General features: G+C 65.3%; 21 protein-coding genes. 8 read left to right on the forward strand and 13 right to left on the reverse strand.

The features are described from left to right. The first annotated feature begins 89 nt into the window (after nucleotides 1-89). Nucleotides 90-1,379, forward strand: coding sequence for an MFS transporter (locus ACOXXX_RS05955; protein WP_422825637.1), 1,290 nt, complete (start codon nucleotides 90-92; stop codon nucleotides 1,377-1,379). A 107-nt stretch (nucleotides 1,380-1,486) separates the two neighbouring features. Here the strand turns inward: ACOXXX_RS05955 and ACOXXX_RS05960 are convergent, their stop codons facing one another. Then, nucleotides 1,487-2,260: a DUF1013 domain-containing protein gene (locus ACOXXX_RS05960; protein ID WP_422825638.1), complete on the reverse strand. Its 774-nt coding sequence runs from the start codon at nucleotides 2,258-2,260 to the stop codon at nucleotides 1,487-1,489. A 153-nt stretch (nucleotides 2,261-2,413) separates the two neighbouring features. On the opposite strand from ACOXXX_RS05960, the gene ACOXXX_RS05965 reads away from it, so the two are divergent. Continuing rightward, the gene (locus ACOXXX_RS05965) at nucleotides 2,414-3,058 is read left to right on the forward strand and encodes a ribonuclease T2 family protein (protein ID WP_422825639.1); all 645 of its coding nucleotides are present in this window, start codon (nucleotides 2,414-2,416) and stop codon (nucleotides 3,056-3,058) included. A 60-nt stretch (nucleotides 3,059-3,118) separates the two neighbouring features. On the opposite strand, the gene ACOXXX_RS05970 is transcribed toward ACOXXX_RS05965, so the two are convergent. Further along, nucleotides 3,119-3,667 carry a glutathione S-transferase family protein gene (locus ACOXXX_RS05970; protein WP_422825640.1) on the reverse strand — a complete coding sequence of 183 codons (549 nt, stop codon included), beginning with the start codon at nucleotides 3,665-3,667 and terminating at the stop codon, nucleotides 3,119-3,121. Between the two features lie 118 nt (nucleotides 3,668-3,785). On the opposite strand from ACOXXX_RS05970, the gene ACOXXX_RS05975 reads away from it, so the two are divergent. Further along, nucleotides 3,786-4,487, forward strand: a complete 702-nt coding sequence (locus ACOXXX_RS05975) for a helix-turn-helix transcriptional regulator (protein ID WP_422825641.1) — start codon at nucleotides 3,786-3,788, stop codon at nucleotides 4,485-4,487. Nucleotides 4,488-4,613: 126 nt separating this feature from the next. Here the strand turns inward: ACOXXX_RS05975 and ACOXXX_RS05980 are convergent, their stop codons facing one another. Beyond that, the gene (locus ACOXXX_RS05980; protein ID WP_422825642.1) at nucleotides 4,614-5,597 is read right to left on the reverse strand and encodes a quinone oxidoreductase family protein; all 984 of its coding nucleotides are present in this window, start codon (nucleotides 5,595-5,597) and stop codon (nucleotides 4,614-4,616) included. Nucleotides 5,598-5,777: 180 nt separating this feature from the next. Between ACOXXX_RS05980 and ACOXXX_RS05985 the strand changes: the two genes are divergently transcribed. Beyond that, nucleotides 5,778-6,644: a DUF2189 domain-containing protein gene (locus ACOXXX_RS05985; RefSeq protein WP_422825643.1), complete on the forward strand. Its 867-nt coding sequence runs from the start codon at nucleotides 5,778-5,780 to the stop codon at nucleotides 6,642-6,644. Between the two features lie 9 nt (nucleotides 6,645-6,653). On the opposite strand, the gene ACOXXX_RS05990 is transcribed toward ACOXXX_RS05985, so the two are convergent. Both ACOXXX_RS05990 and ACOXXX_RS05995 read right to left on the reverse strand, forming a co-directional pair. Continuing rightward, complete coding sequence (locus ACOXXX_RS05990) at nucleotides 6,654-7,634, reverse strand: NAD(P)H-quinone oxidoreductase (protein WP_422825644.1); 981 nt, start codon at nucleotides 7,632-7,634, stop codon at nucleotides 6,654-6,656. Between the two features lie 10 nt (nucleotides 7,635-7,644). After that, entirely contained in the window at nucleotides 7,645-8,343 is a 699-nt protein-coding gene (locus tag ACOXXX_RS05995; RefSeq protein WP_422825645.1) for a COQ9 family protein, read from the reverse strand. 112 nt (nucleotides 8,344-8,455) lie between these two features. Between ACOXXX_RS05995 and rpsU the strand changes: the two genes are divergently transcribed. Continuing rightward, a complete protein-coding gene (rpsU, locus tag ACOXXX_RS06000) occupies nucleotides 8,456-8,662 on the forward strand; it encodes a 30S ribosomal protein S21 (RefSeq protein WP_005614280.1) in 207 nt (68 codons plus the stop codon). Nucleotides 8,663-8,783: 121 nt separating this feature from the next. Here the strand turns inward: rpsU and ACOXXX_RS06005 are convergent, their stop codons facing one another. Both ACOXXX_RS06005 and ACOXXX_RS06010 read right to left on the reverse strand, forming a co-directional pair. Then, complete coding sequence (locus tag ACOXXX_RS06005) at nucleotides 8,784-10,376, reverse strand: GMC family oxidoreductase (RefSeq protein ID WP_422825646.1); 1,593 nt, start codon at nucleotides 10,374-10,376, stop codon at nucleotides 8,784-8,786. Nucleotides 10,377-10,412: 36 nt separating this feature from the next. After that, complete coding sequence (locus tag ACOXXX_RS06010) at nucleotides 10,413-10,871, reverse strand: Lrp/AsnC family transcriptional regulator (protein WP_422825647.1); 459 nt, start codon at nucleotides 10,869-10,871, stop codon at nucleotides 10,413-10,415. Between the two features lie 139 nt (nucleotides 10,872-11,010). Between ACOXXX_RS06010 and ald the strand changes: the two genes are divergently transcribed. Further along, nucleotides 11,011-12,129, forward strand: coding sequence for an alanine dehydrogenase (ald, locus tag ACOXXX_RS06015; RefSeq protein WP_422825648.1), 1,119 nt, complete (start codon nucleotides 11,011-11,013; stop codon nucleotides 12,127-12,129). A gap of 70 nt (nucleotides 12,130-12,199) precedes the next feature. On the opposite strand, the gene mscL is transcribed toward ald, so the two are convergent. The 5 genes from mscL to ACOXXX_RS06040 form a co-directional block, all read right to left on the reverse strand. After that, nucleotides 12,200-12,622, reverse strand: a complete 423-nt coding sequence (mscL, locus tag ACOXXX_RS06020) for a large conductance mechanosensitive channel protein MscL (protein WP_422825649.1) — start codon at nucleotides 12,620-12,622, stop codon at nucleotides 12,200-12,202. A gap of 131 nt (nucleotides 12,623-12,753) precedes the next feature. Then, nucleotides 12,754-13,203 (reverse strand): YtoQ family protein, encoded by a 450-nt coding sequence (locus tag ACOXXX_RS06025; protein WP_422825650.1) that lies wholly within the window; start codon nucleotides 13,201-13,203, stop codon nucleotides 12,754-12,756. Between the two features lie 81 nt (nucleotides 13,204-13,284). Next, entirely contained in the window at nucleotides 13,285-15,681 is a 2,397-nt protein-coding gene (gene pheT / locus ACOXXX_RS06030) for a phenylalanine--tRNA ligase subunit beta (RefSeq protein ID WP_422825651.1), read from the reverse strand. A gap of 143 nt (nucleotides 15,682-15,824) precedes the next feature. After that, on the reverse strand, nucleotides 15,825-16,106 hold the full coding sequence (locus ACOXXX_RS06035; RefSeq protein ID WP_422825652.1) for a YrhK family protein: 282 nt from the start codon (nucleotides 16,104-16,106) through the stop codon (nucleotides 15,825-15,827). 73 nt (nucleotides 16,107-16,179) lie between these two features. Beyond that, nucleotides 16,180-16,581, reverse strand: coding sequence for a BLUF domain-containing protein (locus ACOXXX_RS06040; RefSeq protein WP_422825653.1), 402 nt, complete (start codon nucleotides 16,579-16,581; stop codon nucleotides 16,180-16,182). Between the two features lie 184 nt (nucleotides 16,582-16,765). On the opposite strand from ACOXXX_RS06040, the gene eno reads away from it, so the two are divergent. After that, the gene (gene eno, locus ACOXXX_RS06045; protein WP_422825654.1) at nucleotides 16,766-18,067 is read left to right on the forward strand and encodes a phosphopyruvate hydratase; all 1,302 of its coding nucleotides are present in this window, start codon (nucleotides 16,766-16,768) and stop codon (nucleotides 18,065-18,067) included. An 82-nt stretch (nucleotides 18,068-18,149) separates the two neighbouring features. Continuing rightward, on the forward strand, nucleotides 18,150-19,391 hold the full coding sequence (locus tag ACOXXX_RS06050) for an aminopeptidase (protein WP_422825655.1): 1,242 nt from the start codon (nucleotides 18,150-18,152) through the stop codon (nucleotides 19,389-19,391). 125 nt (nucleotides 19,392-19,516) lie between these two features. Here the strand turns inward: ACOXXX_RS06050 and ACOXXX_RS06055 are convergent, their stop codons facing one another. Continuing rightward, nucleotides 19,517-20,470: a GlxA family transcriptional regulator gene (locus ACOXXX_RS06055; protein ID WP_422825656.1), complete on the reverse strand. Its 954-nt coding sequence runs from the start codon at nucleotides 20,468-20,470 to the stop codon at nucleotides 19,517-19,519. Nucleotides 20,471-20,559 lie beyond the last annotated feature (89 nt).

Consider the following 20,559-nt stretch of genomic DNA (forward strand, 5'->3'; position numbering starts at 1 on the left):
GTTTGCGGCTAAGCCAAGTGCGGACCCCGCCACCCTGGTCTTGTGCATGAGACATTGCGCGCAGCTGCGCAAAGCCGGATGCTGCCGCCATGACGACGGACATCGAGTTCTCTTTCAAGGCCTTGCCGGACGCAGCGCGACGCCATATCCGGGTGTTTCAGGTCCAGCAGTTTCTCGACCGATTTGCCATGGGCCTCACCGTGGCGGTCGTCGCGCTCGCCCTGACGGATCGCGGCATGGATCTTTTCCAGATTTCGCTGCTTTTCGGGGTCTACTCGCTCACCACCATGGCGATGGAGCTGCCGTTCGGCGGTTTGGCCGACAACATCGGTCGCAAGCCGGTCTTTCTTGCGGCGGGCGCGGCCAGTCTGATCTCGCTGGCACTTTTCCTGTCGTCCAGCGACTTCGTCATCCTCGCCCTTTCCTTCGCCTTCATCGGCTTCGGCCGCGCGCTGCGCTCTGGCACGCTTGACGCCTGGTTTGTCGAAACCTTCAAGGCCACCGCGCCGAATGTGGACGTCCAGCCCGCTTTGGCCAAGGCGCAAGGGGCCAATGCCATGGGCCTTGCTCTCGGGGCCGTTTTTGGCGGCCTGCTGCCGGACGCGTTCGGCGCCGTCGGCCTTCGCTACGGGATCGGCATCTATGACGTGTCCTACGCGGCAAGCTTTGCCGTGATGGTCTGCGTGCTGATCTACACCCTGTTTGCCATCACCGAAGCCCCGCGCCCCCTGAACCCCAATGCCCTCAGACAAGGGTTCGCCAAGGTCCCTTCCGTGATTGCCGAGGCCGCGGTTCTGGCGCTGAGACATCCGAAACTGTCCATGCTTCTGACGGCTCTGGCGCTGTTTCTGATGGCGACAAACCCGGTCGAGGTGATCTGGCCGACCCATGTCAAACCGATGCTTGACATGGACTATGCCAACACGGTCATCGGCGCCTTGACGGCCGGCTACTTTTTCGCCATCGCGTTCGGCGCGTCGCTGTCGCCCCAGATCAGCCGGGTGTTCCGGCGTCGCCACGCGGTAACGCTCGCGGCGGTCTTCGCGGGCCTCGCGGCAGTGCAGGCCGCCCTGGCCATACAGGGCGGGATCGCGGGCTTCATCGGCGTCTTCCTGCTCTATTCGATCCTCCTCGGCGCGAGCGAGACACCGGCAAGCAGCATCCTGCATCGCTGCGTGGAGGATCGACAAAGGTCCACGATGCTGTCGCTGCGCTCTCTTATCCAGCAACTCGGCGCGGCGCTGGGGCTGGTCCTGGTTGGCGCGGTTGCCGATCTCTACTCCACGCCATTGGCCTGGAGCGCCGGAGCGATCTTTCTGCTTCTGGCGGTGGGACTGTGCCTGATCCTGGCCAAACGACTGGCTGCTGACGCCGAATAGCTGTCAATCGCGTCGGATCAAACCGGCCGCCTGCCGATCCTTCCACATTTCTCAAAAGAAAATGGCCCGCGCATGCGGGCCATCAAAGCGACTTGAAAGCGGCGGGATCAGCGGCGCGGATCGTCGCTGTCATCCTCATCGTCGTCGCCGTCATCGTCGGGCAGGTTGAAGAAGCTGTCCGCATCCGAGAAATCGCTGTCCTTGCGGCTGTCTTCCTCGCTGTCATCCTCGCGCGGATCGGACAGGCTGAAGGTTTCCAGCCCCTCGATCGCTGTCGGCAGGCGCGGCTCGGCTTCCATGCCAAGGCTCTGCTCGGTGCTGACCAGCTTGCGGCGCTCATCATCGGACATCAGGCTGTCGGCCTTCTTGGCTGCCTTGGCGACGGCGGCATCCAGTTCCGACTGTTTGCACAGCCCAAGGGCCACCGGATCGATGGGCTGGATATTCGCGATGTTCCAGTGCGTCCGCTCACGGATCGCCTGGATCGTCGGCTTGGTGGTGCCCACAAGCTTGCCGATCTGACCATCCGACAGTTCGGGGTGAAACTTCACCAGCCACAGGATCGACGCGGGCCGGTCCTGCCGCTTGGACAGCGGCGTATAACGCGGACCGCGGCGCTTTTCCTCGCCCACGGCGGCGGGGTTGAACTTGAGCTTCATCTTGTAAAGCGGGTCTTTCTCGGCCTTGTCGATCTCGCTCTGCTCAAGCTGGTTGTTGGCGATGGGATCGAAACCCTTCACGCCGGTGGCCACGTCGCCATCGGCGATGCCCTGCACCTCAAGCTCGTGCATGCCGGTGAAATCGGCGATCTGCTTGAACGTGAGCGTCGTGTTGTCCACCAGCCAGACGGCGGTGGCCCGTGCCATGATCGGCTTGTTCATGTGCCCTTACTCCTTGGCCAAGTGGTCCCGACCCATGTCTTTCCCGGCCCCCAAGCCGGGGCTCGGGATGTCCCGGAGAGGTCCGGGACGGGTTACCGTTGTCGGGGAACTTGGCGCCTATATAGTGGCGTCGACCTCAAGAGGAAAGAGAAAATGCGCCGCTTGATCGCCCTCGCCCTGCTGCTCTTCACCCTGCCTTCCGCGCCAGCCCGGGCCGAGGGCGAGCCCGCAGGCGTCTTTGATTACTACGTGCTGTCGCTCAGCTGGTCGCCCACCTGGTGCGCGCTCGAAGGCGATGCACGCCGTTCGCCGCAATGCGATGCGGCGGCGGATTTCGGCTGGGTGCTGCACGGACTCTGGCCGCAGTATCACCGCGGCTGGCCATCCTACTGCCGCACCACGCACGCCCCGCCCAGCCGGGCGATGACGGCGGCGATGGCCGATATCATGGGCACCCCGGGCCTGGCCTGGTACCAGTGGAAAAAGCACGGCGTCTGCGCAGGGCTGCCCGCCGCAGATTACTATGCGCTGGCCCGCAGGGCGTTCGAGGCCGTGAAGAAACCACAGGTTTTCCGACGGCTGGACAAGCCCGTCACCCTGCCCGCCACACTGGTGGAAGAGGCGTTTCTGAAGGAAAACCGGGGGCTTGAGCCGGACATGCTGACCATCACCTGCAAAGCCGGCCGTATTCAGGAGGCGCGGTTGTGCCTGTCCCGCGTCCTTGATCCGGTTCCCTGCGGGCGCGACGTGGTGCGCGACTGCACGCTGGGCGACGCGCTGTTCGATCCGATCCGCTAGCGGTGGTTCTTGAGGTCGGCCGCGCGCGCCCCGGCAAGCCGGAACGCGCGCGGCCGTCGTTTACACCCCCGCAAGCTCCCTGTCCGCTACGACCTTCATCGCCGGGCGATCGGCGCATCGACGGACCCAGTCCCGGATGGCGGGCTGCGTCGGCATCGCGTCGGGCAGCCATTGGAAAGGGCTGGAAAGCAGCAGATCTACTGCCGAGTACTCCTCGCCCAGAATGTAGGGCTGCCCGTCAAGCGCCTCTGACAGGCGGGCGCACACGGCCTCGAGATCGCGGAACGTCGCCTGCAGGGCGGGGTGGTCGATCTTCGCCCAGTCCAGAACCAGCACGGGCTCCATCACGCCCTGATAGTAGAACAGCCAGCTCAGAAAGGCGCCGCGCTGCGGATGTCCCACCGGACGGCCAAGCCCGGATTCGGGGAATTTGTCCGTCAGATAGGCGACAAGCGCGCCGCGTTCGCGCACCTGATCGTCCCCGTCAATCAGATAGGGCACCTTTTTCTCGGGATGCGGGTTGCGCGGGTCGGGGCCGCCGCTGCCATCCTGCCGCGACACGGTCACCTCCACGACGTCGATGCGGTCGGTGATGCCCATCTCCTCCATCAGAACGAGGATCGAGGTCGAGCGGGATTTGGGGGCATGTTAAAGGGTCGGCATGGGTCTCTCCTGAAGTTACGTGACACCTTGCTTTAGCCCACGGCTGGTGACAGTTTCCGTCAGCATGGCCCGCACCGATCGCCTCATGCGCCTGATGGATGCGCTGCGCCGCCTGCCCGCCCCGGTGACCGCCGCGCGGTTGGCGGCGGACATGGGCGTGTCGCGACGACAACTTTACCGGGACATCGCCACGCTGCGCGCCGGCGGGGCGCTGATCGATGGCGAGGCCGGTGTGGGCTACCGTCTGACAGAGGACCCGGCCCTGCCGCCGCAAAGCTTTTCCCGGCTCGAGATCGAGGCGCTGGTCCTCGCCGTGGGCGAATTGCGCGCAACCGGCGACGGCGCGCTCGAGGCAGCGGGCCGCGCCGCCCTTGCGCGGATCATCGGCACGCTCGCCGACAGCCAGTCACGGCACGCCATGCACACCGTCCTGCGCAGCTTTCGCGCGCCACCGCCCCGCGTCGAGATCACAGTGGACATGGCCCTGCTGCGCCGCGCCTGCTGGGAGGAGCTGTCACTCGATGTCCGATATCGCGATCTTCAGGGGCGCGTGACCGAGCGCGAGGTCTGGCCGCTGGGCATCAGCTATTCGGACCAGGCGCTGATGCTGCTGGTCTGGTGCTGCCTCCGGCAGGACTGGCGCACCTTCCATGTCGCGGGGATCGAGGCCGCGTCCCTCACGGGTCACAGCTTTCGGCCCCGACGCGTACCGCTACTGCGGGACTACGCGGCGCATTATGCGGCGCAGCGATCTGCGGGCAGCTAGGCTCTGCGCGCGCCGGGAAACCACGCGCGCCCTCTGCCATGACGCGTCAGACCCGCCAACGGCCCAAGCCGCCGACCCGAAGGGCGGCGGCCAATCATCCCTGTGCGCCGCAGGCGCGCTGCCGGATCAGAGCGTCAGCACCGTGCTGCCGGTTGTCTTGCGCGCCTCGAGCGTGCGGTGCGCCTCGGCCACGTCGGCCAGCGCGAACCGCTGGTCGATGCGGATGCGGACATCGCCGCCCGAAACCTTGGTGAACAGCATCTGCGCCATCTCCTGGCAGTCGGCATGGTCCGCGATATGGGCGAACAATGTCGGGCGCGTGATCTTGAGCGATCCCTTCTGCCCCAGCACCCCGATGTTGAAGGGCGGCACCGGACCCGAGGCGTTGCCGAAGGAAATCATCATGCCCAGCGGCCGCAGGCTGTCGAGCGACCCGTCGAACGTGTCCTTGCCGACCGCGTCCATCACCACGTCGACGCCCGTGCCGTCCGCCAGATCGCGCACCTGCGCCGCCCAATCAGCCCCGCGGTAGTTGATGCAGTGCTCGGCTCCATGCTCCAGCGCCAGGGCGCATTTCTCGTCCGTGCCCGCGGTGCCGATCAGCCTGATCCCCTCGGATCGCGCCCATTGACAGGCGATCAGACCCACCCCCCCGGCGGCGGCGTGAAACAGCACCGTGTCGCCGCGCTTCAGCGGCGTCGTGCGATGAAAAAGATACTGCACCGTCAGGCCCTTGAGCATCATGGCGGCGCCTTCCTCAAAGGAAATGCCGTCGGGCAGCGGGCAGACCTGCGCCGCGGGCATAACCCGCGCATCGCAATAGGCGCCCGGCGGCTGGGCGGCATAGGCTGCGCGGTCGCCTTCCTTCAGATGCGTGACGCCCTCGCCCACCGCCTCGATCACGCCTGCGGCTTCCATCCCCAGCGCATGAGGCAGCTGCATCGGGTAAAGGCCGGTGCGCTGGTAGACGTCGATGAAGTTGAGCCCGCAGGCCTTGTGCGCGATCCGCACCTCGCCCGGACCGGGCTCCCCGACCGGCTGATCCGCGATGTGGAAAACCTCGGGTCCGCCGTGTTCGTCGATCAGGGCCGTGCGTGCGGTGCGTGTCATCTGGTCTCTCCTCTGGTGCCGGGGCATCGGGTCCTCACGCGCATCGCCGCAAAGCGTGATAGGGAGGTCCGCGATTCCATGTTATGCTGCCTTGATAGACGCAGCTGACCGGTCTGGCCATCAGTGTGTCATGGCTCAGCGTCCGACAGGTGCGGCACCCCGCAGCGCAGGAGCATGCCCATGCCTGAAACCATCGGAAACCCGTTGTCCTGGACCGCCCGCCTTCTGAGCAGGTCCAGCAGCCATCTGGCCGCATCGGCGCGCGAACTGGGCGGCGATGCGGACCTGAAACCGCAGGTGCAGACGCTTGAAATGCGGGATATCCGCGATGCACTCGCCGCCGGTTGGGAGGATTTCAAGACAAGCCGCAGCGACGTGATGTTCATCGTGCTGGTCTACCCGGTGATCGGGCTGGTGCTTTTCGGCTTGGGTCTGCGGCTGTCGATGATCCCGCTGCTTTTTCCGCTGATCGCGGGCTTCGCGATCCTGGGGCCCATCGCCGCGGTGGGGCTGTACGAGATCAGCCGACGGCTGGAAAAAGGCCACAAACCGCGCTGGTCTGATGCCTTCGGCGTGATCGAATCCCCGGGATTCGGCGCGATCCTGGTTCTGGGTCTCTACCTGGCGGCGCTGTTTCTGGTCTGGATGCTGGTCGCGGCGCAGATCTACGGCGCGACGCTGGGCAATGCGCCGCCCGAAAGCCTGTCGTCCTTCATCGCAGAAGTGACGGGCACCGGCGCAGGCTGGACGATGGTCGTTATCGGCTGCGCCGTGGGGTTCGTTTTTGCGCTGGCCGCGCTGGCCATTTCCGTGGTGTCCTTCCCGATGTTGCTGGACCGGCACGTCGGCGTGCCGGTGGCCGTGGCGACATCGGTCCAGGTGCTGCGGCAGAACCCGCGCGTGGTGCTGGCCTGGGGCGCCGTGGTCACCGCCGGGCTGATCGTCGGGGTGATCCCGCTGCTGCTGGGGCTGATCGTGACGCTGCCCCTGCTTGGCCACGCCACCTGGCATTTTTATCGCCGCGCGGTGCGCTTCACCAAGGTCTGAGCCGCCGGCTCAGACCTTGAGGACGATCTTGCCGATATGGCCCGAGCTTTCCATGCGCGCGTGCGCCTCTGCCGCCCGGTCCAGCGGATATTCGGAATCCATCACCGGGGCGACCTGGCCGTTTTCCAGAAGCGGCCAGACCTCGCGGCGCAGATCATCTGCGATGCGGGCCTTGGCCAGATCGGACTGCGGGCGCAGGGTGCTGCCGGTGATCGTCAGCCGCCGCATCATGACCTGGGCAAAATTCAGCTCGACCTTGGGGCCCTGCAGAAAGGCGATCATGACCAGCCGCCCGTCGTCGGCCAGCGCCTTGACGTTGCGCGGCAGGTAATCGCCCCCCACCATGTCGAGAATCAGGTTCGCCCCGCCTTCGGCCTTCATCACCTCGACAAAATCCGCCTCGCGGTAGTTCAGCGCCTGTTCGGCCCCAAGCTCCAGACATTTCGCGCATTTCTCGGCCGATCCGGCGGTGGTGAAGACCCGTGCACCGAAATGCGACGCCAGCTGGATCGCCGTGGTGCCGATGCCGCTGGATCCGCCGTGGACCAGGAACCGCTCCCCCGCCTTGAGGCCGCCGCGCTGAAAGACGTTGGTCCAGACGGTAAAGAATGTCTCGGGCAGGCAGGCGGCCTCTTTCAGGCCCATGCCCCTGGGCACCGGCAGGCAATGCGCCGCCGGGGTCGCGACGTATTCGGCATAGCCGCCGCCGGGCAGCAGCGCGCAGACCGCATCGCCGACCGACAGCCCCGCGACTCCGTCCCCCAGGGCCACAACCTCGCCCGAGGCCTCAAGCCCCGGAAGATCGCTCGCCCCCTTGGGCGGGGCGTAATTGCCCGCGCGCTGCAGCGCGTCGGGGCGGTTCACCCCGGCATAGGCCACCTTGATCACCACCTGGCCATGTCCGGGCACAGGCACGGGGCGGTCGCACAGGCGCAGCACCTCGGGGCCGCCGGGTTCGGAAATTTCAACGGCACGCATCGTATCGGTCATGGTGGTGTCCTTATCTCGGGCTTTGCCCCGGGGTCGTCCAGCGGCCCGGCAGATCGGATCGTGACATCGCCCCCGGGGCCTTGACCTTGCTTAGCAGCCAGGCCGGGCCTGCGAAAACCTTGCTCAGCACGGCATTGTCGCGCACCTGCGCCTTGACCTCTTCGATCTTCATCACGTCGCCGATCCGGCGGTCGAGGAAATCCCAGGTGGCCTGACCGTCCAGCGAATCATCGCCCAGCCAGTAGAGCACGGTCGAGGAATAGACCCCCGACAGGGTGGCGCGCTTGGTGTACCAGTTGATGTCGTCCGAGGTGTCGCCAAGTTCGGTCCAGATCCTGTCGGCCGTGCCCCAGATCGCGCGCGCGCCATCGGCGGCGTGCATCGGCAGGGCGAAAAGCGTGGTGCCGCGGCGCACGACTTCGCGGTCCTCCACCACCTCGAGCCGCAGGCGCACCGCGGTGGCGACCTTGTCGCGAAACTTCATCGCGCTCATGTCGGTCTGGCCCAGGCGCTCTGCCATCAGGTCGTCGCCGCGCCGATGATAGGCCAGCGCCAGGTCTACCGCACCGCGCGGCAGCAGCGCGCGCGCCACTACCGGATCGACCCCGGCATCGGCCGCGGCGGCCCGGAACGTCGTCTCGGACCAGCCGTCGAACGGTACGTGCATCATGGCGGCGTCGAGAATTTTCAGCGTTGTCTCATCGGTCATTGGCTGTCCTTGCAGGCTTTGATCTCTTACTAGACAAACTAGGGGGTCTTTGCTATACGGCCACCTCCTGCAAATCCTTGCAACTCAAACTTAGAAAGGTGGTGAAAACCACATGCAGGTTAGTGTTCGCGACAACAATGTCGATCAGGCGCTTCGTGCCCTGAAGAAAAAGCTGCAGCGTGAAGGCGTTTTTCGTGAAATGAAGCTCAAGCAACATTTCGAGAAACCGTCCGAGAAAAAAGCGCGCGAGAAGGCTGAAGCGATCCGCCGTGCCCGCAAGCTGGCACGCAAAAAGGCGCAGCGCGAAGGTCTGCTTTAAGCAGCTTTGTCTGACACGAGACGATGAGACGACCCCCGGGCTTCTGCTTCGGGGGTTTGTCGTTTCTGGAGGCCTGAAATCTCAACATGTCCGGTGCGTTTTTCTTGAGAAAAACGGGCGCTCAGCGGCGGGCCGGGTCGGTCAGGATCATATCGGCCGCCTTTTCCGCGATCATGATCGTCGGCGCATTGGTATTGCCGCTCGTGATTACCGGCATAACGCTGGCATCGACCACGCGCAGCCCATCCAGCCCCTTGAACCGCAGCGCACCATCCAGCGGCGCCTCCGCCTCCGGCCCCATCCGCACGGTGCCCACGGGGTGGAAGATCGTCGTCCCGATGTCGCCTGCCGCGGCGCGCAGCTCCTCTTCGCTCACCGCCTGCGGGCCGGGCTTCATCTCCTCGGGCGCATAGCGCTGCATCGGCGTCTGCGCCATGATGTTGCGGGCCTGCCGAATGGCCGCCGCCGCCACCTGACGGTCGCCTTCGGTGCTGAGGTAATTGGGCCGGATCTCGGGCGCGTCGCGGAAATCGGGGCTTGTCAGCCGCACGTGACCCCGGCTTTCGGGTCTCAGATGGCAGACGCTGGCGGTCATCGCGGGAAAGTCGTGCAGCGGCTGGCCGAACGCCTCGAGGCTGAGCGGCTGCACGTGGTATTCCAGATCCGCCGTCGCCAGATCGGGGCGGGATTTCGAAAAGGCGCCAAGCTGGCTGGGCGACATCGACATCGGGCCAGAGCGTTTCAGCGCGTATTCCGCCGCGATCCGCAGTTTGCCCGCCAGCGTTCCCGCGATGGTGTTGAGCGTCTTCGCCCCGGTCAACCGCCAGGCGCAGCGCAGTTGCAGGTGATCCTGCAGGTTGCCGCCCACCGCGTCGCAGGCATGGCGCACTGCGATGCCATGATCCTGCAGCAGTCGCGCCGGGCCGATCCCCGAAAGCTGCAGGATGTGCGGGCTGCCGATCGCCCCCGCCGACAGGATCACGTCGCCCCCGGCACGCGCGTCGACCCGATGGCCCGCGCGATCATAGGCCACGCCTGTCACCCGTCCGCCATCGAAAAGCAGCGACATGACCTGCGCCTGCGTTTCCACCTTCAACCGGTCGGTGCGGGTGGTGCGCAAAAACGCCTTGGCGGTATTCATCCGCCAGCCGTTGCGCTGGTTCACGCGGAAATAGCCGACGCCTTCGTTGTCGCCGGTATTGAAGTCCGTGACCGGCGGCAGGCCCGCCGCCACCGCCGCGTCGCGCCAGTGATCCAGCACCTCCCAGTGCAGGCGCTGGTTCTCCACCCGCCATTCGCCGCCCGCGCCGTGATGTTCGGTCGGGCCGTCGACATAATCCTCGGACTTCTTGAAATAGGGCAGCACATCGTCCCAGCCCCAGCCGGGCAACCCCCGTTGGCGCCAGCCGTCGTAATCCGCAGCCTGCCCGCGCAGGTAAAGCATGCCGTTGATCGACGAACACCCGCCCAGAACCTTGCCGCGCGGATAGAGCAGCGACCGCCCGTTCAGCCCCGGTTCGTCCACGGTGCGGAACATCCAGTCGGTGCGCGGATTGCCGATGCAGTACAGATACCCCATCGGGATATGCACCCAGTGGTAATTGTCGCGGCCCCCGGCCTCGAGCAGCAGCACGCGGCGGCCCGCCTCGCTCAGCCGCTTTGCCAGAACGCAGCCGGCACTGCCCGCCCCGACGATGATGTGATCCCAATCCATGCGCCGCAGCCTAGCCACGCGCCCGTCAGGCGCAAGTCAGACCGGCAGCGCGGTGGTCTTGCACACCGTGCGCAGCGCAAAGGACGACTGCATCTGCGTGACGCCCGGCAGGCGCGTCAGGTACTGCCGATGAATGCGGGCGAAATCCTCGGTGTCCTCGGCCACGATTTTCAGAATGTAATCCGCCGTGCCTGCCATCAGATGACATTCCAGCACGTCGGGCACCTTCTTCACCGCCTTCTCAAACGCCTCGAGCACTTCGTCTGCCTGGGTGGCGAGCTTGATTTCCACGAAAACTGTCGTCGGCATCCCCAGCTTGCGTTCGTTCAGCAGCGCCACGTAATCGCGGATCACGCCCGCGCTTTCCAGCCGCTGCACCCGCCTGTGGCAGGCCGAGGCCGAGAGGTTGATCGTCTCTGCAAGATCCGCATTCGACATGCGCCCGTCGCGTTGCAGAACGCGCAGAATCCGGCGATCGGTCTCATCCAATGTCATTTCCGCGATTTCCTTTCGTCGATATAGCTCCTGATAGAAGAATCTTCGAATGATTGCGCAATCACGCGCAGAAATCGACCAGGTAATTGCGTGCAAGGCGCGGTATGCCTCGGACAAGCCAGACAGAGGAGGCCAAGACATGAAGATCGGATGCCCGACCGAGATCAAACCCCAGGAATTCCGCGTCGGTCTGACGCCCAATGCCGCACGCGAGGCGGTGGCCCATGGGCACGAGGTTGTCGTGCAGGCCGGTGCCGGGAAGGGCGCAGGGTTCGAGGATGCGGATTATGTCGATGCCGGTGCGGCGATCCTGGATACGGCGGAAGACATCTTTGCCACCGCCGACATGATCGTGAAGGTCAAGGAACCGCAGGCGGGCGAGCGCAAGATGCTGCGCGAGGGGCAGCTGCTCTTTACCTATCTGCATCTCGCCCCCGATCCCGATCAGACCCGCGATCTGATGGAGTCGGGCTGCACCGCCATCGCCTACGAGACCGTGACCGACCGCAACGGCGGCCTGCCCCTGCTGGCCCCGATGTCCGAAGTCGCCGGTCGCCTCGCCCCGCAGGTTGGCGCCTGGACCCTGCAAAAGGCCAATGGCGGGCGCGGCGTGCTGATGGGCGGCGTGCCCGGTGTCGGCCCGGCGCGGGTCATGGTCATCGGCGGCGGCGTCGTCGGCACCCATGCGGCGCGGATTGCCGCGGGCATGGGCGCGGATGTCACCGTGCTGGACCGGTCGCTGCCGCGGCTGCGCTACCTTGACGATGTCTTTGGAGGCACGTTCAAGACCAGCTATGCCAGCGCGGGCAACACGATCGATCTCGCGCGCGAGGCCGACATCGTCATCGGCGCGGTGCTGATCCCCGGCGCCGCAGCGCCCAAGCTGATCAGCCGCGCGCAACTGTCCGAGATGAAGCCGGGTGCTGCCCTTGTGGATGTGGCCATCGACCAGGGCGGTTGCTTTGAAACGTCAAAGGCCACCACCCATCAGGACCCGGTCTACGAGGTCGACGGCATCATGCACTACTGCGTCGCCAACATGCCGGGCGCGGTCGCGCGCACCTCGACCATCGCGCTGGGAAACGCGACGATGCCGTTCATGCTGAACCTGGCCGACAAGGGGTGGAAACAGGCCTGCCTTGACGATCCGCACCTGATGGAAGGGCTGAACGTGCACGCGGGCAAGCTCACGTATTACGCGGTGGGCAAGGCGCTGGGGATCGACGTGACCTCGCCGCAGGTGATCCTGCGGGGGTAAAGAACGACGCGGGCGCAATGAAAAAGGCCGGGCACTTTGCCCGGCCTTGATCGTCTTCCCTGGTCGCCGCTTACTTCTTGAGCGCGTCGCGGATTTCCAGCAGCACGTCGAGCTCTGACGGACCGGTCTCGACCTCGGGGGCCACTTCGTCCGGGCTCTCGGCCGCAGATTTCACGCGGTTGACCATCTTGACCAGCATGAACACCACGAAAGCGATGATCAGGAAATTGATCACGGCCATCAGGAAGTTGCCGATGGCAAAGATCGGAATGCCCGCTTCCGTGCAGGCGTCGACCGAGGCGCATTCGCCGTCGCCCAGGATGTAGAACCAGCCCGAGAAGTCGATGCCGCCGGTGAAAATCGCGATGATCGGATTGATCAGGTCGCCCACCAGCGACGTGACGATCGCGGTGAAGGCCGCGCCGATGATGATGCCGACGGCCATGTCCATGACATTGCCCTTGGCAATGAAGTCCTTGAATTCGTTAATCATTGTTGTCCCCACATTATAGCTGCGCGTTCGCAGACGCTTGCCGTTTGCGCACGCGATTTACCATTGCGGGCCTATCTAGCACAGAAAATAGTGCGGCACCCCGGGGAAAGCGCGGGGGTCTTTCCCCGGCTTCAGCCCGGCAGGCTGCCGGTCAGGACATAGCGCAGGATATCCACCACCTGCCCCGGCTCGCGCGCCACGGCGAGCGCTGCGGCATCCACCTCTTTCAGGGCGTGGTCGTGGTCGGGCTGCTGCAGCACGATCAGCGATTTGCCAAGGGCGGCGGCCATGCCCGCGTCGAATGCGGCGTTCCACTGCTTGTATTTCTCGCCAAAGCGCACGACGACGATATCGGCATCTTCGATGCCTTTGCGGGTGCGGATCGCGTTGACCATCGCGCCCTTGTGATCGTGCCAGTACTTGTTGGGCTCTTCGCCCAGGATCGTGACCCCGCAATCGTCGCTGGCGGCGTGATCGGTCACCGGGCTGGTAAAGGTGATATCAAGGCCCTGCGCGCCGTCGATGATCTGTTCACGCCAATCGGTGTGAATTTCGCCGGAAAGATAAACGTTCAGTCCCATGGTTCCTTGCCCCCCGTTTGGATGTCTTGAGAGCTAAGGTAAGGCGCGGGCCAGCGCGGGCAACCGCCCGCGCCAGAGGTCTTACCCCCGCAGGACACCGCCGGTGGCTTTGCCGACCTTTTCGATGATCCTGGCGGCGACCGCTTCGATATCCGCCTCTTTCAACGTCTTGTCGGTGGGTTGCAGACGCACGGTGATGGCCAGGGATTTCTTGCCCTCGCCCAGGCTGCCGCCGATGAATTCGTCAAAGACGCGCACGTCTGCGATCAGCGCCTTGTCGGCCCCGGCGGCGGCATTGACCAGATCGAGCGCCTGCACATCCGCATCGACCACGAAGGCGAAATCGCGTTCGACCATCTGCAGATCGTTGAGCGTCAGCGCCGGGCGGGTCGCGCCGGTCTTGCGCGGCAGCGGAATTTCCGCGGGCCAAAGGGTAAAGCCGACGGCGGGTCCCTTCACATCCATCTCGCGCAGGACCTTGGGGTGCAACTCGCCGTAGACGCCCAGTACCTTCTTGGGGCCAAGGCAGATCATGCCGTGCCGCCCGGGGTGCCACCAATCGGCGGCACCGCGCAGGATCTGCACCTTTGCAGGCGCGCCCATCGCGGCAAGCACCGCCTCGGCATCGGCCTTGACGTCATAAAGATCGACGGCGCGGGACGCGCCATGCACATCCTTGGGGCCGGTGCGCCCGACCCGAAGCCCGGTGATCAGCAGATGCTGTTCCTCGGGCTCTCCGCCATGAAAGGCATGGCCGATCTCGAACAGCGCCTGATCGGCGAAGCCGCGGGCCTGGTTGCGGGCCGCGGCGCGCAGCAGGCCGGGCAAAAGCGCTGGGCGCATGTGGCTGAGCTCGGTGCTGATAGGGTTGGCCAGCATCGTGGCATCGTCGCCGCCCTTGAACAGGGTCGCCGCCGCGGCATCGACAAAGCTGTAGGTCACGCATTCGTTGTAGCCCAGCGCCGCGGTGGTGCGCCGCGCCGCCTGTTCGCGTTTCTGCAGCGGCGACAGGATCGGCTTCGGCACGCCCGGATGCAGGCGCGGCAGCGGCTTGGCCTTGAGCTTGGTCAGTGAGGCGACGCGCGCCACCTCTTCGACGAGGTCCGCCTCGCCCATGACATCGGGCCGCCAGCTGGGCACCTGCGCCATGTCGCCATCAAGGACGAAGCCGAGGTCGGTCAGCGTCTGGCGCTGCTCGGCCTCGGGGATGTCCATACCCACGAGCGAGATCACCCGCGCCGGATCAAGCCGGTAGGCGCGCGAGGTGTCGGGGATGGCCCCGGCGACGGTCACCTCGGACGGCTCTCCGCCTGCGTGATCGAGGATCATCCGGGTCGCCAGTTCGATCCCGTGGGGGGTCCACGCCGGGTCGATGCCCCGCTCGAACCGGTAGCGGGCGTCGGAATTGATCTTGAGCGCGCGGCCCGTATAGGCGGTGCGGATCGGGTCGAAATACGCCGCTTCGATGAAGACATTCGTTGTCTCCATCGTCACGCCCGAGGGCAGGCCGCCCATGACCCCGGCAATGGATTCGACGCCGCCGTCGTCCGAGATGAGCGTCATGTCGGGCTGGAAGGTGTAGGTCTTGTCGTCCAGCGCCACCATCGTCTCGCCGCCTTCGGCACGGTGCACGCGCAGGCCGCCCTTGACCTTGTCGGCGTCGAAGACGTGCAGCGGGCGGTTGCGGTCGTAGGTGGCAAAGTTGGTGACGTCGACAAGGAACGAAATCGGGCGCAGGCCGATGGCGCGCAGCCGGTCCTGCAGCCACTGCGGGCTGGGGCCGTTCTTCACGCCGCGGATCAGGCGGCCGTAGAAGACCGGGCAGGCCTCCTGCGTGTCGGCGTCGATGCTGACGGAGATCGGGCACGGGAAGGTGCCGGGCACGGGCTCCACCGTGCCGGACCTGAGCGTGCCCAGACCGCGCGCCGCGAGGTCGCGGGCGATGCCGTAGACGCCCAGGGCGTCGGGACGGTTGGGGGTGATGGCAATCTCGATCACCGGATCGACGCGGGCGGGATCGTTGGCCGCCAGCCAGTCGGTGAATTTCTGTCCGACCTCGCCCGAGGGCAGTTCTATGATGCCGTCATGTTCGTCCGAAAGCTCCATCTCGCGCATGGAGCACATCATGCCGAAGCTCTCGATCCCGCGAATCTTGCCGACGCCGATGGTGGTGTCGATGCCGGGCACATAGGTGCCGGGCTTGGCCACGACCACGGTGATGCCTTCCCGCGCATTGGGGGCACCGCAGATGATCTGCAACTCGCCCTCGTCGGTCGCGACCTGGCAGACCTTGAGCTTGTCGGCATCGGGGTGCTTTTCCGCCTGCAGCACCTTGCCGATCGTAAAGGCGCCCAGCGTGTTCAACGGGTTTTCGACGCCTTCGACCTCGAGCCCCAGGTCGGTCAGGGCATAGAGGATGTCGTCGAGCGGGGCCTCGGTCTCGAGGTGGTCTTTCAGCCAGGACAGCGTGAATTTCATCGGTCTTCGCTTTGCTTGGGGGCGTTTGGCGTGGTCTTAGCGGATCGCGGGCAGAGGCGAAAGGGCCGACGATCCGCGCGCCGCGCGGATGCGAGAGACCAGTCTCTCGCGATCTCTGAGGTTATTGCAAACCGAAGAAGGGGTCAGTCGCCTTCTTCGCGTTGGGCGAGGATGTCCGTGCGCCCCATGCGCCAGAGCTGGATTTCGCGGGTCAACCGTATGCTGGGCTTTGCCATGAAGAAGACCGAGCCCAGGATGAACAGCCAGATCGCCGGTTTTTCGTACGCGGGCAAGAGGAACAGCACCGACCCCACGAGAAAGCAGAACGCCGCCAGAAAATCCACGCAGGTGTGCAGAAGTTCGTAGCGCGCATAGACGCGGCGGGTGTCGGCGTTGCGTTCGCGGTTGTTGCTGTGGAAAAGCAAGAGCGGCCTCCGGGGATGTGCTGTTTCGATCTGACGGGCAGTCTAGCACCGTCAAGCGGACAGCCCAGCCGGTTTAGACCGAAAGCTCTGACCGGTGGCGTTCGAACACCGCCTCGATCTCCTCGGGCGTGGTCTTTTGCAACGCGCCCCGCGCCAGATCCTCACGCGTCCACATCCAGGATTTCGCCGGATCGTCGCGCATCGTCCAGCCGGCGAAAAGCCTTTCCGCGGCTTCGCGGTAGACCAGCAGTTGCACATCCACGTGCCGGTCGTCTCGGCGAATCCGGTTGTAGGTGCCGCGCACCGCGGCCTCGGGTCCTTCGAGCAGTTGCAGATAGAGATCGGCGCGGGCAATCAGCGACCCGGTGATGTCATTGGCCAGGTTGCTGCGGCGCGCATCGACCAGAATGCCCGCGAGCATCGCATTGTCGTAGCCGAAAGGTCGGGAGGCATAGATCAGGCGCATCAGGGTCATTGCGGCCTCCTTGTCATGGCGGGCAGGCTACGCCGTGCGGGCGGCGGTGTCGATGGGGAAGGCTGCCCGCCCACCGCCGGGCCGCGCGGGCTGTGTTTCCGCTAACAATCGCGGGCGCGGATGGCTTTCCTCCGGGTAAGCGACGCGGTATAGAGTGGCCGAACCCTTGAAACGGAAAGCTCTTATGACACAGATTGCAGATATCAAAGCGCGCGAAGTTCTTGACAGCCGTGGCAACCCGACGGTCGAGGCCGATGTCACGCTGGTGGACGGCTCTTTCGGATCGGCCATGGTGCCCTCTGGCGCATCGACCGGTGAACGCGAGGCGCTCGAGCTGCGCGACGGCGGCGACCGGTTCCTTGGCAAGGGCGTGCTCAAGGCAGTGGGCAACGTGAACGGCGAGATAAGGGACGCGCTCATCGGCAAGGATGCCGAGGACCAGCGCGGCTGCGACATGACGATGATCGAGCTTGACGGCACCGACAACAAGGGCCGGTTCGGTGCCAATGCGGTGCTGGCCGTGTCGCTGGCTGTGGCCAAGGCGGCCGCCGCGGCGGGCGGCGTGCCGCTTTACCGCTATGTGGGCGGGGCCAATGCCCATGTGCTGCCGATCCCGGCGATGAACATCATCAACGGCGGCGCGCATGCCGCGAACCCGCTGGATTTCCAGGAGTTCATGGTGATGCCAGTGGGTGCCCCGTCGATGGCCGAGGCAATCCGCATGGGCGCCGAGATCTTTCACACCCTGAAGAAAGAGCTGTCGAAGAACGGCCATGCCACGAACGTCGGCGACGAAGGCGGCTTTGCCCCCGACGTGGCCAACGCGGTCGAGGCGCTGGATTACGTCATGGCGGCCATCGAGAAGGCCGGATTCAAGCCGGGCAAGGACATCGCCATCGCGCTGGATCCCGCGACCTCGGAATTCTGGACCGATGCGAACGGCGGCGGCTACGACTACAAGGGCGAGGACCTGATCCGGTCGGTCGAGGAACACAGCCAGTATCTGCAGAAGCTGGTGGCCGATTATCCGATCATCTCGATCGAGGATGCGATGGCGGAAAACGACACCACGGGCTGGCAGGCGATCACCAAGGCCATCGGCGATCAGTGCCAACTGGTGGGCGACGACAACTTCTGTACCAATGTGAAGTACCTGAATGCCGGGATCGAAAACGGCATCGCCAATTCGATCCTGATCAAGATCAACCAGATCGGATCGCTGACCGAAACGCTGGACACTGTCGACCGGGCGCACAAGGCGGGCTACACCTGCATGATGTCGCACCGCTCGGGCGAGACCGAGGATACCACCATCGCCGACCTGGCCGTGGCCACCAACTGCGGCCAGATCAAGACCGGGTCGCTGTCCCGCTCGGACCGCACGGCCAAGTACAACCGCCTGCTGCGCATCGCCGATGAGCTGGGCAGTTCCGCGGTCTACGGCGATCCGCATTTCGTGAAGACTCGCGCCGGGCGCTTTGCCTGACCCGCATCCGCGCTAGACTGTTAGGACGGCCCGCCCCGGTGCGGGCCGTTTGCACATCCGACACCAGATGCAGGAGCGTCACATGACCGTCGATACGGGATTCGAGCAAGAACTGGATGCACTGGCCGAGGTGGCCGTGCGCGTCGGGCTGAACCTGCAGCCGGGCCAGGACCTGGTGCTGACCGCACCGGTCGAGGCGTTGCCATTGGTGCGCCGGGTCACGGCCGCCGCCTATCGCGCGGGCGCCGGGCTGGTCACGCCGATCCTGTCGGATGGCGCGCTGGCGCTGGCCCGGTTCCGCAATGCCCGAGAGGCAAGCTTTGACCGCGCGCCGGGCTGGTTGTACGACGGGATGGCGCAGGCCTACGAAGGCGGTGCGGCGCGCATGGCCATCGTCGGCGACGATCCGATGCTGCTGGCGGACGAGGATCCGGACAAGGTGGCACGCGCGGGCAAGGCCAATTCCATCGCCTACAAACCCGCGCTGGAGCGTATCGCGAATTTCGACATCAACTGGACCATCGCGGCCTACCCGGGGGCCGCCTGGGCCCGGCAGATGTTCCCCGACCTGCCAGAGGCCGAGGCTGTGACGAAACTCGCCCGCGCGATTTTCGAGGCCTCGCGCGTCACCGGCGGCGATGCGGTGGCCGAATGGCAGGCGCACAACGCCCGGCTGCGGTCGCGGACAGACTGGCTCAACGATCAGCGGTTCGATGCGCTGCACTACAGCGGGCCGGGGCTGGACCTGCAGGTCGGGCTGGCCGAGGATCACGAATGGCATGGCGGCGCATCCGAGGCCAAGAACGGCGTCATCTGCAACCCCAACATCCCCACCGAAGAGGTGTTCACCACCCCCCATGCACAGCGGGTCGAAGGGCATGTGCGCGCGACCAAGCCGCTGGCGCACCAAGGTAGCCTGATCGAAGACATCGCCGTGCGGTTCGAAGCGGGCCGCATCGTCGAGGCCACCGCCACCAAGGGCGAGGCGGTGCTGCGCAAGCTGCTGGACACCGATGAAGGCGCCGCGCGCCTGGGCGAGGTGGCGCTGGTGCCGCATTCCTCGCCCATCTCGGCGTCCGGTCTGCTGTTCTACAACACGCTCTTTGACGAAAACGCCTCCTGCCACATCGCGCTGGGGCAGTGCTATTCCAAATGTTTCCTGGACGGCGGCAGCCTGAGCGCCGACGAGATCGCCGCCAAGGGGGGCAATTCCAGCATGATCCACGTCGACTGGATGATCGGCGGGCCCGAGACGGATATCGACGGCGTGAAGCCGGACGGGACCCGCGTGCCGGTGTTCCGCAAAGGCGAATGGGCGGCGTGACGCGGGGGCCGGAAACCGACCTGTGAGGGTCTGTTGCGCCCGATCGGGTGGTCCGGCTTGAGTATCACGGCATCGTCGGCCCGCGGTCTATTGGAAAGATGCTTTCGGACGCGGACGGCGGTCTGTCAGCCCAGCCGTTCGCGCTGCTTGACCGGAGTGCAGCCGAACGTGGTGCGATAGACCCGCGAAAAGTGGCCCGAACTTTCGAACCCGCAGGCAAGCGCCACGTCTATGATCGACATTTCGGTCTGCACCAGAAGATGCCGGGCGCGGGCCATGCGCAGGTCCATGTAGTATTTCTTGGGCGAGGCGTTCAGGTATTTGCCGAACAGCCGTTCCAGCTGACGGGTCGAAATCCCGATCTCTCGCGCGATCAGCGACGGAGAGACCGGACTGTCGAGGCTCCCCTCCATCCGCGTGATCGCAGCGGCAAGATGCGCGTTGCGCATGCCCTTGCGGGACTGCAGGGATACTTTCTGCGCCCCCGTCGCTTCGCGCACGGCGTTATAGACCATCTGGTCCGACACGGCGACGGACAGGTCATGCCCGTGATCCTGCGCGATCAGGTGCAGCATCAGATCCGCCGTGGCTGTGCCGCCCGAGGCGGTGGGATGCTTGCCATCGGCGACAAAGACATTGCGCAGCAGGTTCACCTCGGGGAATTCCTCCATGAAGCTGTCGTGGTATTCCCAGTGGATCGAAGCCTCGCGCCCGTTCAGGAACCCGCCGGTCGCCAAAACCCAACTGCCGGAACACAGCGCCCCGATCCGGGTACGGGTCAGGCGATCCTTGCGCCGAAGCGCATTCAGAAGCACCGTGTGATCCTTGCCTTGCATCCCGATGCCCGACAGCACGAAAAGCCGGTCACAGTCCGGCAGGGCGTTGAAGGCGTGCTGCACCTCGATCCGGGTGCCGTCCGAACTGCGGGCCCAATGCCCATCGAGCGAAGCATAGGACCACTGATACAGCGGCGTGCCGGAAATCAGGTTGGCGATGCGCAGCGGATCGACCGCGCAGGCAAAGGCCATGTGCGTGAAATCTTCGACCAGCGCAAAGACGATGTTTTGTGGAGCGGTCATTGCCGGATCCTCAAGATCGGAAGGCAGCTGCGAGGCAGATGCGCAAGCGCGTAACTGACACGAATCTTAATTGTAGACAACATGTATTT

It is taken from the genome of Thalassococcus sp. BH17M4-6 (assembly GCF_049323015.1).
Lineage (GTDB): Bacteria > Pseudomonadota > Alphaproteobacteria > Rhodobacterales > Rhodobacteraceae > Puniceibacterium.

Bases quoted from the DNA above. Each gene is read 5' to 3' on its own strand.
- ACOXXX_RS05955 (WP_422825637.1), top strand. From the start codon at position 90: ATGACGACGGACATCGAGTTCTCTTTCAAGGCCTTGCCGGACGCAGCG.
- ACOXXX_RS05960 (WP_422825638.1), bottom strand. From the start codon at position 2,260: ATGAACAAGCCGATCATGGCACGGGCCACCGCCGTCTGGCTGGTGGAC.
- ACOXXX_RS05965 (WP_422825639.1), top strand. From the start codon at position 2,414: ATGCGCCGCTTGATCGCCCTCGCCCTGCTGCTCTTCACCCTGCCTTCC.
- ACOXXX_RS05970 (WP_422825640.1), bottom strand. From the start codon at position 3,667: ATGGAGGAGATGGGCATCACCGACCGCATCGACGTCGTGGAGGTGACC.
- ACOXXX_RS05975 (WP_422825641.1), top strand. From the start codon at position 3,786: ATGGCCCGCACCGATCGCCTCATGCGCCTGATGGATGCGCTGCGCCGC.
- ACOXXX_RS05980 (WP_422825642.1), bottom strand. From the start codon at position 5,597: ATGACACGCACCGCACGCACGGCCCTGATCGACGAACACGGCGGACCC.
- ACOXXX_RS05985 (WP_422825643.1), top strand. From the start codon at position 5,778: ATGCCTGAAACCATCGGAAACCCGTTGTCCTGGACCGCCCGCCTTCTG.
- ACOXXX_RS05990 (WP_422825644.1), bottom strand. From the start codon at position 7,634: ATGACCGATACGATGCGTGCCGTTGAAATTTCCGAACCCGGCGGCCCC.
- ACOXXX_RS05995 (WP_422825645.1), bottom strand. From the start codon at position 8,343: ATGACCGATGAGACAACGCTGAAAATTCTCGACGCCGCCATGATGCAC.
- rpsU (WP_005614280.1), top strand. From the start codon at position 8,456: ATGCAGGTTAGTGTTCGCGACAACAATGTCGATCAGGCGCTTCGTGCC.
- ACOXXX_RS06005 (WP_422825646.1), bottom strand. From the start codon at position 10,376: ATGGATTGGGATCACATCATCGTCGGGGCGGGCAGTGCCGGCTGCGTT.
- ACOXXX_RS06010 (WP_422825647.1), bottom strand. From the start codon at position 10,871: ATGACATTGGATGAGACCGATCGCCGGATTCTGCGCGTTCTGCAACGC.
- ald (WP_422825648.1), top strand. From the start codon at position 11,011: ATGAAGATCGGATGCCCGACCGAGATCAAACCCCAGGAATTCCGCGTC.
- mscL (WP_422825649.1), bottom strand. From the start codon at position 12,622: ATGATTAACGAATTCAAGGACTTCATTGCCAAGGGCAATGTCATGGAC.
- ACOXXX_RS06025 (WP_422825650.1), bottom strand. From the start codon at position 13,203: ATGGGACTGAACGTTTATCTTTCCGGCGAAATTCACACCGATTGGCGT.
- pheT (WP_422825651.1), bottom strand. From the start codon at position 15,681: ATGAAATTCACGCTGTCCTGGCTGAAAGACCACCTCGAGACCGAGGCC.
- ACOXXX_RS06040 (WP_422825653.1), bottom strand. From the start codon at position 16,581: ATGACCCTGATGCGCCTGATCTATGCCTCCCGACCTTTCGGCTACGAC.
- eno (WP_422825654.1), top strand. From the start codon at position 16,766: ATGACACAGATTGCAGATATCAAAGCGCGCGAAGTTCTTGACAGCCGT.
- ACOXXX_RS06050 (WP_422825655.1), top strand. From the start codon at position 18,150: ATGACCGTCGATACGGGATTCGAGCAAGAACTGGATGCACTGGCCGAG.
- ACOXXX_RS06055 (WP_422825656.1), bottom strand. From the start codon at position 20,470: ATGACCGCTCCACAAAACATCGTCTTTGCGCTGGTCGAAGATTTCACG.